Origin of the sequence: Azospirillum sp. RU38E (genome assembly GCF_900188385.1) — a bacterium.
In the GTDB taxonomy this organism is placed as follows: Bacteria; Pseudomonadota; Alphaproteobacteria; order Azospirillales; family Azospirillaceae; genus Niveispirillum.
This window is the reverse complement of sequence record NZ_FZOI01000001.1, coordinates 249,549-264,429: the sequence shown is the minus strand read 5'-3', so window position 1 is coordinate 264,429 and position 14,881 is coordinate 249,549. Positions and strand designations below refer to the sequence as shown.

Here is a 14,881-nt window from a genome sequence, read left to right as displayed (position 1 = left end):
TCACCCACGCGGCGCGCAAGGCAGCCCGGCAGGATGCGCCCTATGCGGCGGCCGGGCGCTTGATTATATTGCGCCGCGACAGACACGCCCGACCCCTGACCTGTGGCCATCGATGCCGCCGGCCCGGTGGCGGGCATTTTTCATGCGCGAACCTCTTTCCGGCGGATCAGGAATGGGCGGCGCGCTCAGGACAGATTCAGGGCCCCACATGGAATTGCGCAATATCGCCATCATCGCCCACGTTGACCATGGCAAGACCACCCTGGTGGACATGCTGTTGAAGCAGTCGGGCACGTTCCGCGAAAACCAGCAGGTCGCCGAACGCGCCATGGACAGCAACGATCTGGAGCGTGAGCGCGGCATCACCATCCTGGCCAAGTGCACCTCCGTCGTCTGGAACGACGTGCGCATCAACATCGTCGACACCCCCGGCCACGCCGATTTCGGCGGCGAGGTGGAGCGTATCCTGAACATGGTGGACGGCGTTTGCCTGCTGGTGGACAGCGCCGAAGGCCCGCTGCCGCAGACCAAGTTCGTGCTGGGCAAGGCGCTGAAGCTGGGCATGCGCCCGATGGTGATCGTCAACAAGATCGACCGTCAGGACGCCCGCCCCGACGAAGTGCATAATGAGATTTTCGACCTGTTCGCTTCGCTGGACGCCACCGACGAACAGCTGGATTTCCCCACCCTGTTCGCCTCTGGCCGCAATGGCTGGGCCGTGAACAACCTGGATGACGAGCGCAAGGATCTGACCCCGCTGTTCGAGCTGGTGGTCAACCATGTGCCGGCCCCGAAGGTGGACAGCGCCGACGCCCCGTTCAAGATGCTGGCGACCACCCTGGAAGCCAACCCCTATCTGGGCCGCATCCTGACCGGTCGTATCCAGTCCGGCCGCATCAAGACCAACATGGCCATCAAGGCGCTAAGCCGTGACGGCAAGCTGATCGAGCAGGGTCGCGCCTCCAAGGTGCTGGCCTTCCGCGGTCTGGAGCGCGTGCCGGTGGATGAGGCGCAGGCGGGTGACATTGTCGCCATCGCCGGTCTAACCAAGACCACCGTGGCCGACAGCATCGTGGAAATGAGCGTCGATGAGCCCTTGTCGGCTCAGCCGATCGATCCGCCGACGCTGGCCATGACCTTCTCGGTCAATGACAGCCCGCTAGCCGGCCGCGAAGGCGACAAGGTCACCAGCCGCATGATCCGCGACCGCCTGATGCGCGAAGCGGAAGGCAATGTCGCCCTGCAGATCCGCGAAACCGCCAATGCCGACGCTTACGAAGTGGCCGGCCGTGGCGAATTGCAGCTGGGCATCCTGATCGAAACCATGCGCCGCGAAGGGTTCGAGCTGTCGATCAGCCGTCCGCGCGTGGTGATGCAGACCGACGAGAACGGCCAGAAGCTGGAGCCGATTGAGGAAGTCGTCGTTGACGTGGACGAGGAATTCTCCGGCGTCGTCGTTCAGAAGCTGAACGAGCGCAAGGGCGAAATGCTGGAAATGAAGCCCTCGGGCGCCGGCAAGCTGCGTCTGGTGTTCCATGTGCCGTCGCGCGGCCTGATCGGTTACCAGGGTGAATTCCTGACCGACACCCGCGGCACCGGTGTCATCAACCGCCTGTTCGCCGATTACATGCCCTATAAGGGCGCCATCCCGGGCCGCCGCAACGGCGTGCTGATCTCCAACTCCGATGGCGAGGCCGTGGCCTACGCCCTGTGGAACCTGGAAGATCGCGGCCCGATGATGATCGAACCCGGCTGGAAGGTTTACGAAGGCATGATTGTGGGTGAACATACCCGCGAGAATGACCTGGAAGTGAACGTCCTGAAGGGCAAGAAGCTGACCAACATCCGCACCACCAGCAAGGATGAAGCCGTCGTTCTGACGCCGCCCATCCGCATGTCGCTGGAAAAGGCCCTGTCCTACATCCAGGATGACGAGCTGGTGGAAGTGACGCCGAAGTCCATCCGTCTGCGCAAGAAGATGCTGAACCCGAACGACCGCAAGCGCGCCGAGCGTGCGGCCGAAGCCGAGTAAGGCTTACCGGTTCTGCTGAAATGAAAAGCCCCCGCCGGAGCAATCCGGCGGGGGCTTTTTCTTTGGCGTAAAAGGAAATGACTGGGGTGCTCACGCCTCCAGCAGCAATTCCCCATGGTCGCGCACGCGCTTCATCATGCTGGCTTTCAGCTTGTTGAGCGCGCGGGTTTCCAGCTGGCGCACGCGCTCCTTGCTCACACCCAGCACGCGGCCCAGTTCCTCCAGCGTCGCCCCTTCATCGCGCAGGCGGCGTTCGGCGATGATCTGGCGTTCACGCGGGCTGAGTTCGCCCAACGCTTCGGCCAGCCAGTGGGAGCGCATCCGGCCGTCGCGCATCCCGATCACCACATCTTCCGGGGAGGGGCGCTGATCGGCCAGCAGATCCTGCCACTCCCCCTCACCGGCCTCGCTCAGCGGATTGTTCAGCGACTGGTCAGCGGCGGCCAGCCGCTGTTCCATTGTCTCTACCTCATGGGTATCGACATTCAGGGTCTGGGCGATCTGGGCCCGGTCCTCATCGCTCAACCCCGTGGCAGAGGGGTTGCCGGCGATGCGTGCGCGCAGGCGGCGCAGGTTGAAAAACAGGGATTTCTGCGCCGCCGTGGTGCCGGTGCGCACGATGGACCAGTTGCGCAGCACATAATCCTGAATGGCGGAGCGAATCCACCAGGCGGCATAGGTGGAGAAACGCACATCGCGTTCCGGTTCAAACCGGCTGGCCGCCTGCATCAGCCCGACATTGCCTTCCTGCACCAGATCGCCCATCGGCAGCCCGTAATTGCGGAAGCGCGTGGCGGTGGCGATCACTAGACGGGTGTAGGAGCGCACCAGCTCATGCAGGGCCCGCTGGTCCCCCTTTTCCCGCCAGCGCCGGGCCAAATCCAGCTCATGATCGCGTTCCAGCAGCGGTTGTTTCATCGCCTGGCGGATGAAGGCGACATTGGCACGCTGGGTTTCGGGATCGTCGATATGGGCCACAGGGAACCTCCGCTCGTATCCGTGTCGCGGCGGGTTGGCCGCCGTCAGATGCGATTGATACGGGGGGAGATTCCGGCTGGATCACCTCTGTTACAGAAAAATTATTCCGAGAGCCATGATACATGGCTCTCGGTCTGTGCATTTTCCCTCAGGCGCCGGGCGCTGCCTCCGGCAGCTCGGGCTTGCGCAGGCACGTGCCTACGGGCCAGCGGTCGCTGGCCTCCAAGAGCCATGAAATATGGCTCTTGGTCTGTGCATTTTCCCTCAGGCGCCGGGCGCTGCCTCCGGCAGCTTGGCTTGCGCAGGCACGTGCCTGCGGGCCAGCGGTCGCTGGCCTCCAAGAGCCATGAAACATGGCTCTTGGATTACTCCGGGTCCGGTGCCTTGGTGCGCATGGTGACGAATTCCTCCGCCGCCGTCGGGTGCAGGCCGATGGTGCGGTCGAAATCCTGCTTGGTGGCGCCCATATTCATCGCCACGGCGATGGCCTGGATCATCTCCGGCGTATCCGATCCCACCATGTGGCAGCCGATCACCTTCTGCGTGGCCCGGTCCACCACCAGCTTCATCAAGGTGCGCTGGTCGCGGCCGGAAAGCTGGTGGCGCATCGGCTTGAAGCTGCTGCGGTAAATATCCACCTCCCGCCCCAGCTTGGCGCGGGCCTGTTCTTCCGTCACGCCGATGGTGGCCACGGGCGGGATGGAGAAAACGGCGGTGGGGATATTGTCGTAATTCACATCGCGCGGGCGGTTGCCATAGAGCCGGTCGGCCAGCACATGGCCTTCGGCCAGGGCCACCGGCGTCAGGTTGATGCGGTTGGTGACATCCCCCAGGGCATAGATGCTGGGCACGCTGGTCTGGTACTGGTCATTCACCTTGATGGCGCCATTGCCATCCAACTCTACCCCGACATTTTCCAAGCCCAGCTTGGCCGTCATCGGCTTGCGCCCGATGGCATAGATCACCGCGTCGCAGGGCAGCGGGGTGCCATCGCTCAGGGTGGCAACCAGACATTCGTCCGTCTTCTCGATCCGCTCCACCACCGTGTTCAGGCGCAGGTCGATGCCGGTCTTCACCAACTCATCCGTCACGAAGGTACGCACATCGCCATCAAAGCCGCGCAGAATCTGGTGCCCGCGGTAGAGCAGCGTCACTTCTGCCCCCAACCCCTTGAACAGACTGGCAAATTCCAGGGCGATATAGCCGCCGCCGGCCACCACCACCCGGCGGGGGAAGCGGGGCAGTTGGAACACCTCGTTCGACGTGATACCATATTCCTTCGCCCCCGGCTGGCCCGGCAGTTCCGGCCAGCCGCCCGTGGCGATCAGGATACGTTCGGCGGTGATATGCTGGCCATTCACCGCCACCGTATGTTCATCCACGATGGTGGCGCGCCCGTCAAACAGGGTGACGCCGGCCCCTTCCAGCAGGCGGCGATAAATGCCGTTCAGCCGGCCGATTTCTTTATCCTTGGCGGCGATCAGGGCTTGCCAGTCATGCACCGGCTTTTCCACCGTCCAGCCGAAACCCGCGGCGTCTTCGAACGCATGGGCATATTCGGCGGCATAGACCAGCAGCTTCTTCGGCACGCAGCCGACATTTACGCAGGTGCCACCATAATAGCGCTCCTCCGCCACCGCCACGCGGGCGCCATGCTGGGCGGCGATACGCGCAGCGCGCACCCCGCCGGAACCGGCACCGATGGTGAAAAGGTCGAAATCATAGCTGGCCATGGCGGGCGTTCATCCTTGGGGTCGCGTCGGGAAGCGGGAATCCTCAATGCGCACAATTGGTCAACCGGGCAAGCGCTTTCCAGCCCCGCAGACCGGATTTGCGCCAACGGCGCCCTGCCTCGCGGGGAAAAAACCAATTGTATGACATATTGCCTGCCCGTACCTTGCCCCCAGCACCCAGAACAAGAATGGCGGGAGGCCCCATGTTGCGATGTCTGTTTCTGGCCCTGGCGGGGCTTCTGGTCCTAGTCCCGGCCAGCCCTGCGCCGGCCCAGGAGGTCACCCCACGCCCTCGCGTGCTGGTGCTGACCGATATTGAGAATGAACCGGATGATGCCCAGTCGCTGATCCGCTTCCTGACCTATGCCAACCAATGGGACATTGAAGGGCTGATCGCCACCACCTCCATTCATCTGCCCGACCATGTGGCGCCGGACCGCATCCGCCAGATCATTGCCACCTATGGCACGGTGCGGGACAATCTGCTGCGACATGAACCGGGATATCCCACAGCCGAACAATTGCTGGCCGTGGTCAGCCAGGGGCCGCCCGTCTATGGCATGAAGGCGATAGGCCAAGCGCTTTCCCCCGGCGCCCGGCAACTGATCGCGGCGGCGGACAAGGCGGATGACCGCCCCCTCTGGGTGCTGGTCTGGGGCGGGGCGAACACCCTGGCCCAGGCCCTGGCGGAGGTGAAACAGCAGCGCAGCCCGGCAGAGCTGGACCGCTTCATCGCCCGTCTGAGGGTCTATGCCATTTCCGATCAGGATGATGCCGGCCCCTGGCTGCGACGCAGTTTCCCCAACCTGTTCTATATTGCCAGCCCCGGTATGCATAAGGGCGGCGGCTATCACATGTCCACCTGGGTGGGCATCAGTGGCGACCGGTTCCTGGGGCGGTTCGCCGGGGGCGATTTTTCCCTGGTATCCCTGGAATGGCTGGAAAAAAACATCATGGCCAAAGGACCGCTGGGGGCGATCTTTCCCAAACCGATCTATATCATGGAGGGGGACACGCCCAGCTTCCTCTATCTGATCCAGAATGGCCTGGGTGACGCCGAGCATCCTGATTGGGGAAGCTGGGGTGGCCGCTATGAATTCTATACCCCGCGCCTGCGCAAATGGTTCCTGGCACCAGAAGAACGCCCTTTCTGGACCGACGCAGAAGATGAGGTGCTGGGGGCGGATGGCCAATGGCACACCAGCAACAAGGCCAGCATCTGGCGCTGGCGCGAAGCCTATCAGAATGATTTCGCCGCCCGCATGGATTGGACCCTCAAGCCCTATGATCAGGCCAACCACCCACCCAAACCGGTTCTGAACCATCCGGCCCGACTGACAGCACGGATAGGCGACCGTGTGACCCTGGATGCCAGCGCCAGCAGCGACCCCGATGGCGACAGCCTCAGCTATCAATGGTTCATCTATGGGGAGGCGGGCAGCTTTACCACCGCCACTGACCGTACCGGCAGCCTGGGCAGCATTGAAAATGCTGACAAGCCGCAGGCCGTGCTGGTGGTGCCATCAAAGCGCGTGGCGCGGACGGGTGACCTGCATGTGATCCTGGCTGTTACCGACAATGGCAGCCCACGGCTGACCCGCTACAAGCGGGTGATCATCGCGGTGACGCCCTAAGGGATGAAGGCTGGTCGGTATGGCAACAGCCGTACCGACCGCCCATCACTACCATTTGCGCTCGGTTTTCAGGCCACCGGAATTCAGCGCATCCAGAAAGGCGTTGCCCGTGCTCTTGCCCGCCCCCCGCACCATGCGCGGGTTGGGGCGACGTTGCGCCTGTTCCATCACCTTTACCGCCGTAGCAGTGGCATCATTTTCCACCCGGCGGCGCACATCGCCATCCAGCGATTCGAAAGCCTGACGGGCGAACAGCAGGGCGTTTTCCGAGCGGCTTTCCACCACCTGGCGCAGCGCATTGGCCGCCATCAAGCATTCCAGCCGGTCAGGGCCTGTCACATCATCCAGCACGCCAGCCAGAATCCCAATCGCCTCCAGGGTCTTGGGATCGTTCAACTCCACAGACATCGCTTCATCACAATGGTTGGGCCCAGGGGCACAGCATATAGTCCCATTCTGTGGCGAAATACGCAACGGACTCTGTGCCGCGCAGCAAAGGCATGGCAGGGTTGGCTTAAATCGCTGCTTTACAAGGGGCGGGCTTCGCGGCATCGTCCCGCCCCATGTTCACCAAGCGCCCCACCACCACTACCACCAAAACCACCACCCTTCGGGGCGGTGCTGTTGGTGTGCGCGTGGCCGGATAAGGCCAGTGACATAACGCCAAACGGTCCCGCCGGGTAAGGTCGGGGCCGCTTCACAGGCGAAACGGAACCCCGACCAGACGGCGACCCAAGCCAAACTGAAGGGTTCCTGATCATGAACAGCCAAGCACAATCCGCCCGCCCCCTGAATATCGCCGTTGTCGGCGCCACCGGTGCTGTGGGCGTTGAAATCCGCAAGTGCCTGGAAGAAAGCGGCCTGAATTTGGGCGAAGTCCGCCTGCTGGCCTCCCCCCGTTCCGCCGGGCAGAAGGTGCCGTTCGCCGGGGGGGAACTGGTGGTACAGGCGCTGGATGAGAACAGCTTCCACGGCATTGATTACGCCCTGTTTTCCGCCGGCAGCGGCATTTCCAAGCAATATGCGCCAGCAGCCGTGGCGGCCGGTGCGGTAGTGATCGACAATTCATCCGCGTTTCGCATGGAAGAGGCCATCCCCCTGGTGGTGCCGGAGGTGAACCCGCAGGCCATCCCGGCCAAGCCCGGCGTCATCGCCAACCCCAATTGCGTGGCCATCATCGCCACTGTCCCGCTGGCGGCCCTGGAACGCCGCTACCGTATCCGCCGGCTGAACATCGCCACCTATCAGGCATCCAGCGGGGCCGGGGCGGCGGCGATGGAGGAATTGCGCGCGTCAACGGCGGCCTATCTGGCCGGTGAGGCCTATCCGCCGCGGGTGATGAAGCACCCCTATGCCTTCAACCTGTTCAGCCATGATGCCGGCATCAACCCTGATACCGGCTATAATGGCGAAGAGGAAAAGGTGGTGGAGGAGACGCGCAAGATCCTGGCCCGCCCCGATCTGGCCATTTCCATCACCTGTATGCGCGTCCCGGTGCTGCGCGCCCACACCATGGCCATCAGCGTTGAGTTTGAAGAGGTGGTGTCGCCGGAAACGGTGAAGACCCTGCTGGCCGATGCGCCCGGCGTGCGGTTGGTGGATGATTGGGCCGCCAACCATTTCCCCATGCCCAACGAGGCTTCCGGCCAGGGCGATGTGCTGGTGGGCCGCATCCGCCGCGACATTGGCGACCCGTCCGGCCGTTCCGTGGCGTTGCTGCTGGCCGGCGACCAACTGCTGAAGGGGGCCGCACTGAATGCGGTGCAGATCCTGCAGCGGCTGGTGGGCTGATCCACCTGATCCGTAGGGGTGGCAGGGGGGCGGCCTGGCACCGCCCCCTTGCGGGAATTATGATGAAAACTACTTATTGGTGTAAATTGATTGCACTTAAAAGTTTTACAGGTTACACTCTCCGCATAATAAAACATTCCAGGAGAGAGGTTCCTCATGTCTTTCTCTCGTCTCACGCTGGGCAGCCTGCTGCTGCCGGCACTGATGGCGTTTGCCCTGCCGGTCGGCGCTGCCGATACCCCGTTTGGGGTCACGCTGCCCAACCCGAATATTCCCGGCTATAATTTCCCAGAGCCGGAGCCGGTGATTCTGGGTTGGGTGAACAACCAGCCCGCGAAATCGTCGAATATCTATCTGCATGGTTGGGGGTTGTGGACATCGCTGAACATGCCCAGCGGCCAATCTACCTTCGGCCTGAAAAACGCCCCGGTCTATCTGACCTGGAAGTCCAAGCAGGAGCTGGAGGCCTTGACCGTGGAGTCGGTGGCAGCCAATGGTGAAAAGGCGGCCAAGCAGAAGCCCGCCCCCCGGCAATTGTCACTGGGGCCGGTGTCCCAGCACCTGAAGTTCGGCATCAGGACCACGCTGGACAAGGCCGTCAAGGCAGCGACATCCACAGCAGCCGAGGCGGCGCCCGTTCCCGCCCCAGCCAACGGGACGACGCCCACCACGCCGGATGCCACGGTGTTTGAAACCGTCTCCTACAGCCCGGATGCCTCTCAGTGGATTCTGCAAGGCGGGCTGTTCAAGCTGTCGACCTTCAAGGCGCTGTACGCCCAGAACCAGAAGGAAATCCCGGTTTTCCCCAACACGGCGGTTTCCCTGAAGCCGGTCTACAAGGTAATCTCCAAAAATGGCGGGCACCTGATCAATGGGCGTTACTACGCCATGCCGGCTTGGCCCGGCACGCCGGAAGTGACGCAGGAAATCATCGATAACGGCTTCCCCGAGCAGAGTTGGAATGCCGGCTGTGTCTATGTCGATATTCAGAACAAAGGCCCGTCGGCCGCCAAGGGCACCGATGCCAGCTGCAAGGTGCCAACCCCGGACAGCACCTATGGGCTGGGTGATTTCGTCACCATTCCCGTCACCGCCGACAATCTGTCCCAGTTGAAGGTGGACGGGCTGGATGTGGCGGTCGGCGACACGCTGATCCTGGTGGCCATGCATGTCACCTCCCGCGAGATCGCGGAATGGACTTGGCAGACCTTCTTCTGGACGCCCGATCCGGCCAATCCGCCCACCCCCAGCGACAAGGCCGTCGCGGCCGCCCGTCCGCTGGGTCAGCTGAAGGGTGCGCCGGCCCATTATGCGGCCAGCTTCGCCTATCAGATGATCGCCCCCAACCAGCCGGTGGATGGCGGCAATAATGTCGGCAAGCCGGTGATCGGCTATAATCCTTACCTGGAGTCGGGCTTTAACGGGGCCGTGTTCGGGGTGAAGGTGCCGGTGATCGATCCTGCCACCAAGGTGGCCTGGGTCGGACAGGTGGGTGTGCAGACCAACTGCATGACCTGCCATGCCATGGCAACCGTGGCCATGGCGCCGGGCGCGCAGAATTACTACACCACCAACTTCTGGATCGGCCGTAACGACCCGCTCTATAATGGTACGGTGCAGGCTGACTTCCTCTGGTCCATCGCCGATGTGGTGGGCTCACAGCAGGCGAAGCAGAATAATTAAGGATAAGAGACGGGCGGCAGGTTACCCCGCCGCCCGTTCTTGCCCCCAACGTCAGTGATGATCGTCGGGCACCGGTCGGTCGGACAGATAGACCTGCCCGCCATTCTCCTTGAATGCCACCGACATTTCCGCCATGCCGGCCTCGGCCTCCTGCGCCGCTGCATAATCACGCACTTCCTGAGTGATCTTCATGGAGCAAAATTTCGGCCCGCACATGGAGCAGAAATGCGCCAGCTTGGCCCCTTCCGCCGGCAGAGTCTGGTCGTGGTACTTCTCCGCCGTTTCCGGGTCCAGCGACAGGTTGAACTGGTCGCGCCAGCGGAATTCAAACCGGGCGCGTGACAAAGCATCATCGCGCTCCTGCGCCCCCGGATGGCCCTTGGCCAGATCGGCAGCATGGGCAGCCAGCTTATAGGTGATCACGCCCACCTTCACATCATCGCGGTCGGGCAGGCCCAAATGTTCCTTGGGCGTGACATAGCAAAGCATGGCCGTGCCGAACCAGCCGATCATCGCCGCCCCGATACCGCTGGTGATATGGTCGTATCCCGGCGCGATATCCGTGGTCAGCGGCCCCAGCGTGTAGAACGGGGCCTCACCGCAATGGGCCAGCTGTTTGTCCATATTGGCCTTGATCTTGTGCATGGGCACATGGCCCGGCCCTTCGATCATCACCTGTACATCATGCCTCCAGGCGATCTGAGTCAGCTCGCCCAGCGTTTCCAGCTCCGCGAACTGGGCGCGGTCATTGGCGTCAGCGATGGATCCGGGGCGCAAGCCGTCGCCCAGGGAGAAGGCGATGTCATACGCCTTCATGATCTCGCAGATTTCCTCAAAATGCGTGTAGAGGAAGTTTTCCTTGTGATGGGCCAGGCACCATTTCGCCATGATGGAGCCGCCCCGGCTGACAATGCCGGTCACGCGCTTGGCCGTCAGCGGGATATAGGGCAGACGCACCCCGGCATGGATGGTGAAATAATCCACGCCCTGTTCGGCCTGTTCGATCAGCGTGTCGCGGAAAATCTCCCAGGTCAGGTCTTCGGCCTTGCCATTGACCTTCTCCAGCGCCTGATAGATCGGCACGGTGCCGATGGGCACGGGGGAATTGCGGATGATCCATTCGCGGATCGTGTGGATATTGCGGCCGGTCGACAGGTCCATCACCGTATCGGCCCCCCAGCGGGTGGCCCAGACCAGCTTGTCCACCTCGTCCGCCACGGAGGAGGTGACGGCGGAATTGCCGATATTGGCGTTGATCTTCACCAGGAAATTCCGCCCGATGATCATCGGTTCGGTTTCCGGGTGGTTGATATTGTTGGGGATGATGGCGCGGCCACGGGCGATCTCATCGCGCACAAATTCCGGCGTCACATAATCGGGGATCGACGCGCCGAAATCCTCCCCATCGCGGGCGGCCTGTTGGGCCAGCTTGGCGCGGCCCAGATTCTCGCGGATGGCGACATATTCCATCTCAGGCGTGATGATGCCGGCCTTGGCATAATGCATCTGGCTGACATTGCGGCCGGGCTTGGCGCGCAGCGGCTGGCGGCTGGCGCGGTCGAACAGGGGCACGGGGCTTTCCTGGCCCACGCGAAGGCCATTATCCTCCGGCTTCACCTCCCGTCCCGCATAGGCTTCCACATCGCCGCGCCCTTCGATCCAGGCGCGGCGCAGTTCGGCCAAACCCTTGCGGATATCGGTCTTCACGGCCGGATCGGTATAGGGGCCGGACGGATCATAGGCCCGCACCGGCGGCTCATTGGCGCTGGGCGACAGGTCAATTTCCCGCATGGCGACGCGGATATCGGGGAACAGCGTGCCCGGCACATGCACCTTGCGGCTGGCCGGCAAGGGCCCGGTGGTGACGCTGAAATCCTGGGGAATGGAAAGACTATCTGGCATCTGGACCTCCCTCGAATGATGGAGATCCGGGCAGCGCGCGTGGCGGCTCTCATAGGCGGGGCAGATATATATGGCCCCTATATGAATCCCATCCCTACGCCGGTACGACCCGGATCAGGTTCTAAGGGTTCCCGCGCCAATGCCGGTTGAACGGCACCATAGCGGTATCTCAGCCCCTTGCCGGGGCTCCCCTTGGACGGTTCGGAAAGTGAAGAATTGCCTTGGCTATGTCAAGCAGATGGGTGGGGCCGGTCAGGGGCCGGATGGCACAAACTGATGGGCGCGGGCGGCCACTTCCGTCACCATACCTTCCATGGGGCGGTGACGGGCCAGCAGGTCGGCATAGAACGGGCTGGCCAACAGGGCTGTATAGGCTGCCTCGAACGCCGTGCGGACCGGGGTGGAGGCAAAGGCGATGCCATAGCCCATATAGGAACGCTGCTCTGAAAGCGTGGGGCCATAGGGCTCAAAACGCAGGGAGGGACGGGACTGCTGAAACCGCGCCACAGCACGCGCATGGGCAACCACCCCGTCCAGCCGGCCATTTGTCAGCAGGTTAAAGGCGATATCGACATTGCGCACCGGTTCCACCTGCGCCCCGGTGAGGCTGGACAAGCCATCCAGCACCGCCCAACCCAAGGGAACGCCTATTCTGCCGGACGGTGGGGGGGCTCCCCCATCGGCCCTTTGCAGCCGGAACAGGCTGATCTGGTCGACATAGAAATAATCGCTGGAAAACACCATCCAGCGTGCGCGATCCGGCGTGAAATAGGGGCCGATCAGAATATCGGCCTGCCCGGTTTCAACTTCCTTTTGCGCGCGGGGCCAGGGGAATTGTTCGAACTGGCAGGAAAGGCCGGCATCCTGGCAAGCGCGACGCGCCAGCTCCGCGCCGATGCCGCTGTCACACCGCTCCCCATCGGACACATAGGGCAGCGGACCGCAGACCACCCGGATGACATCCCCCACCCCGCCCCCCTGGGGCGGGGTGGACGAGGCCATGGAAGGGCGACCGCGCGCGCCAAGCAGCACGGCCGCACAGATCAGCACCACCGCCATGCAAACCCGGCCCCGCCAGACAGGAAGGCGCATCTTCCCCCCATCATCCAAACGCCCATCCCCCGATACGCGCCTTAAAGTTGCAGCGTAAGCATGTGTAAGTAGCTGGTCAATAAGGGTGACCGGAATTTTGCCCCGGCGCGGGCCTGCTCCCCCCGCCGCCGTTCCGTCACTGCAAACCCGTCCTTCCGTGGCGGCGCTTGAGCCGGCGATCCATCCGCCCTAAACATCGCCAGCCCGCCCACCCAAGGATGCAAGCGCCGCCATGACCGATCAGCCCCAGCGTATCACCCTGCGCCGCCCCGATGACTGGCACCTGCATCTGCGCACCGGGGCCATGCTGAAGGTGGTGCTGCCGCACAGTGCCGCCCAATTGGGCCGCGCCATCGTGATGCCAAACCTGGCCCCGCCGGTGGTGGATACGGCACGCGCAGAGATTTACCGGGATGAAATCCTGGCAGCGCTGCCCGCCGGCAGCAGCTTCCGCCCGCTGATGACCGCTTACCTGACCGATGGCACCGACGCCGATGATATTGAAGCCGGCCATGCCAAGGGCGTGTTCACGGCAGTGAAGCTCTACCCCGCCCACGCCACCACCAATTCCGCCCATGGCGTCACCGATTTCGACAAGGTGGCCCCGGTGCTGGACCGGATGGCCAAGATCGGGATGCCGCTGCTGGTGCATGGCGAGGTGACGGACCAGAGCGTCGATATTTTCGACCGCGAGGCGGTGTTCATCGACACGGTGCTGCCCAAACTGATGGGCCGGCACCCGGACCTGAAAATCGTGCTGGAACATATCACCACGGAAGAGGGCGTGGCCGTGGTCCACCAGCATGGGCCGGGCGGCAAGCTGGCTGCCACCATCACCGCACACCATCTGATGATCAACCGGTCCAGCATTTTTGTCGGCGGCATCCGCCCGCATCTTTATTGCCTGCCCATCGCCAAGCGGGAAAAGCACCGGCTGGCCCTGCGCGCCGCCGCCACCTCGGGGGAGCCCTGGTTCTTCTTCGGCACCGACAGCGCGCCGCACCCGATCGGGGCCAAGGAAAGTGCCTGTGGCTGCGCCGGCATCTATACCGCCGCCACGGCGGTGGAGCTTTACACCCAGGTGTTTGACGAGGAAGGGGCGCTGGACAAGCTGGAAGCCTTTGCCAGCCTGAACGGCCCTGCCTTCTATGGCCTGCCGGTGAATGAGAGCTTCATCACCCTGGAAAAATCCGGCCTGATCGTGCCGGACGTGCTGGATGTCGGCGGCAATATCGCCGTGCTGCCCTTCCGGTCGGGGGAGCGGCTGGATTGGCGGCTGGTGTAAAACCGCCGCCACAGCACCCCCGCTTTTCTGCTATTTTCACCCCCAACCCGCCCATCCTTGGAGCCATTTGACATGATCGACGCACAGACCGCCGCCACCCAGGCGGCCCGTATCCTGATTGAGACCAAGTCGGTCCTGTTCAATGCCGAAAAGCCCTTCATCTTCACCTCCGGCCGGGCCAGCCCGGTCTATATCGATTGCCGCCGCCTGATCAGCTTCCCGCGCGCCCGCCGCTTCCTGATGCAGGCAGCCAAGGATCAGCTCTGCCGCGAGGCGGGGTTTGAGGCGTTTGACGTGGTGGCCGGCGGGGAGACGGCAGGCATTCCCTATGCCGCCTTCGTCTCCGACGTGCTGGACCTGCCGATGGTCTATGTCCGCAAGAAGCCCAAGGGTTTCGGCCGCAACGCCCAGATCGAGGGCAACCTGCCCGAAGGCCAGCGCGTGCTGCTGGTGGAGGATCTGGCCAGCGAAGGCACCTCCAAGGTCAATTTTGTCAATGCGTTGCGCCAGGCCGGCAGCATTGTCGAACATATCTGGGTGGTCTTCCATTACGGCATCTTCCCGCAGTCGGAAGCGACCATGGCCGATATGGGCGTGAAGCTGCATTCGCTGGCCAATTGGTGGGACGTGCTGCGCGTGGCCCGCGAAGGGAACTATTTCGACAGCTTCACCCTGAATGAGGTGGAAAAGTTCCTGCACAATCCCGAATCCTGGGTGGCACCCAAGGTTTAAGGGTCATCGGGGCCGGTGC

The 14,881-nt window shown here is 63.0% G+C and carries 11 protein-coding genes and 1 riboswitch; of the genes, 6 read left to right on the top strand and 5 right to left on the bottom strand.

Going from position 1 to position 14,881, the window contains the following annotated elements; translation table 11 throughout:
* Positions 1-208 precede the first annotated feature (208 nt).
* The gene (gene typA / locus CHB97_RS01150) at positions 209-2,032 is read left to right on the top strand and encodes a translational GTPase TypA (RefSeq protein ID WP_089286098.1); all 1,824 of its coding nucleotides are present in this window, start codon (positions 209-211) and stop codon (positions 2,030-2,032) included.
* A gap of 90 nt (positions 2,033-2,122) precedes the next feature.
* Here the strand turns inward: typA and CHB97_RS01145 are convergent, their stop codons facing one another.
* Together CHB97_RS01145 and gor are read right to left on the bottom strand one after the other, a co-directional pair.
* A complete protein-coding gene (locus tag CHB97_RS01145; RefSeq protein ID WP_089286097.1) occupies positions 2,123-3,010 on the bottom strand; it encodes an RNA polymerase factor sigma-32 in 888 nt (295 codons plus the stop codon).
* A gap of 365 nt (positions 3,011-3,375) precedes the next feature.
* Positions 3,376-4,743: a glutathione-disulfide reductase gene (gene gor / locus CHB97_RS01140; RefSeq protein WP_089286096.1), complete on the bottom strand. Its 1,368-nt coding sequence runs from the start codon at positions 4,741-4,743 to the stop codon at positions 3,376-3,378.
* A 203-nt stretch (positions 4,744-4,946) separates the two neighbouring features.
* Between gor and CHB97_RS01135 the strand changes: the two genes are divergently transcribed.
* Complete coding sequence (locus CHB97_RS01135; RefSeq protein ID WP_089286095.1) at positions 4,947-6,377, top strand: nucleoside hydrolase-like domain-containing protein; 1,431 nt, start codon at positions 4,947-4,949, stop codon at positions 6,375-6,377.
* Positions 6,378-6,425: 48 nt separating this feature from the next.
* Here the strand turns inward: CHB97_RS01135 and CHB97_RS01130 are convergent, their stop codons facing one another.
* Positions 6,426-6,785 (bottom strand): hypothetical protein, encoded by a 360-nt coding sequence (locus CHB97_RS01130; RefSeq protein ID WP_089286094.1) that lies wholly within the window; start codon positions 6,783-6,785, stop codon positions 6,426-6,428.
* Positions 6,786-7,136: 351 nt separating this feature from the next.
* Here CHB97_RS01130 and CHB97_RS01125 point away from each other — a divergent pair, with 351 nt between their 5' ends.
* Both CHB97_RS01125 and CHB97_RS01120 read left to right on the top strand, forming a co-directional pair.
* Positions 7,137-8,168 carry an aspartate-semialdehyde dehydrogenase gene (locus CHB97_RS01125; RefSeq protein ID WP_089286093.1) on the top strand — a complete coding sequence of 344 codons (1,032 nt, stop codon included), beginning with the start codon at positions 7,137-7,139 and terminating at the stop codon, positions 8,166-8,168.
* A 156-nt stretch (positions 8,169-8,324) separates the two neighbouring features.
* Positions 8,325-9,851, top strand: a complete 1,527-nt coding sequence (locus CHB97_RS01120) for a hypothetical protein (protein WP_089286092.1) — start codon at positions 8,325-8,327, stop codon at positions 9,849-9,851.
* A gap of 51 nt (positions 9,852-9,902) precedes the next feature.
* On the opposite strand, the gene thiC is transcribed toward CHB97_RS01120, so the two are convergent.
* Together thiC and CHB97_RS01110 are read right to left on the bottom strand one after the other, a co-directional pair.
* A complete protein-coding gene (thiC, locus tag CHB97_RS01115; RefSeq protein WP_089286091.1) occupies positions 9,903-11,753 on the bottom strand; it encodes a phosphomethylpyrimidine synthase ThiC in 1,851 nt (616 codons plus the stop codon).
* A 74-nt stretch (positions 11,754-11,827) separates the two neighbouring features.
* A riboswitch (TPP riboswitch) is annotated at positions 11,828-11,956 on the bottom strand.
* Positions 11,957-12,005: 49 nt separating this feature from the next.
* Positions 12,006-12,845, bottom strand: coding sequence for an ABC transporter substrate-binding protein (locus CHB97_RS01110; RefSeq protein ID WP_089286090.1), 840 nt, complete (start codon positions 12,843-12,845; stop codon positions 12,006-12,008).
* Between the two features lie 232 nt (positions 12,846-13,077).
* Between CHB97_RS01110 and pyrC the strand changes: the two genes are divergently transcribed.
* Together pyrC and CHB97_RS01100 are read left to right on the top strand one after the other, a co-directional pair.
* Entirely contained in the window at positions 13,078-14,130 is a 1,053-nt protein-coding gene (pyrC, locus tag CHB97_RS01105; protein ID WP_089286089.1) for a dihydroorotase, read from the top strand.
* A 72-nt stretch (positions 14,131-14,202) separates the two neighbouring features.
* Positions 14,203-14,862, top strand: a complete 660-nt coding sequence (locus tag CHB97_RS01100) for an orotate phosphoribosyltransferase (protein ID WP_089286088.1) — start codon at positions 14,203-14,205, stop codon at positions 14,860-14,862.
* The last annotated feature ends 19 nt before the right edge of the window (positions 14,863-14,881 follow it).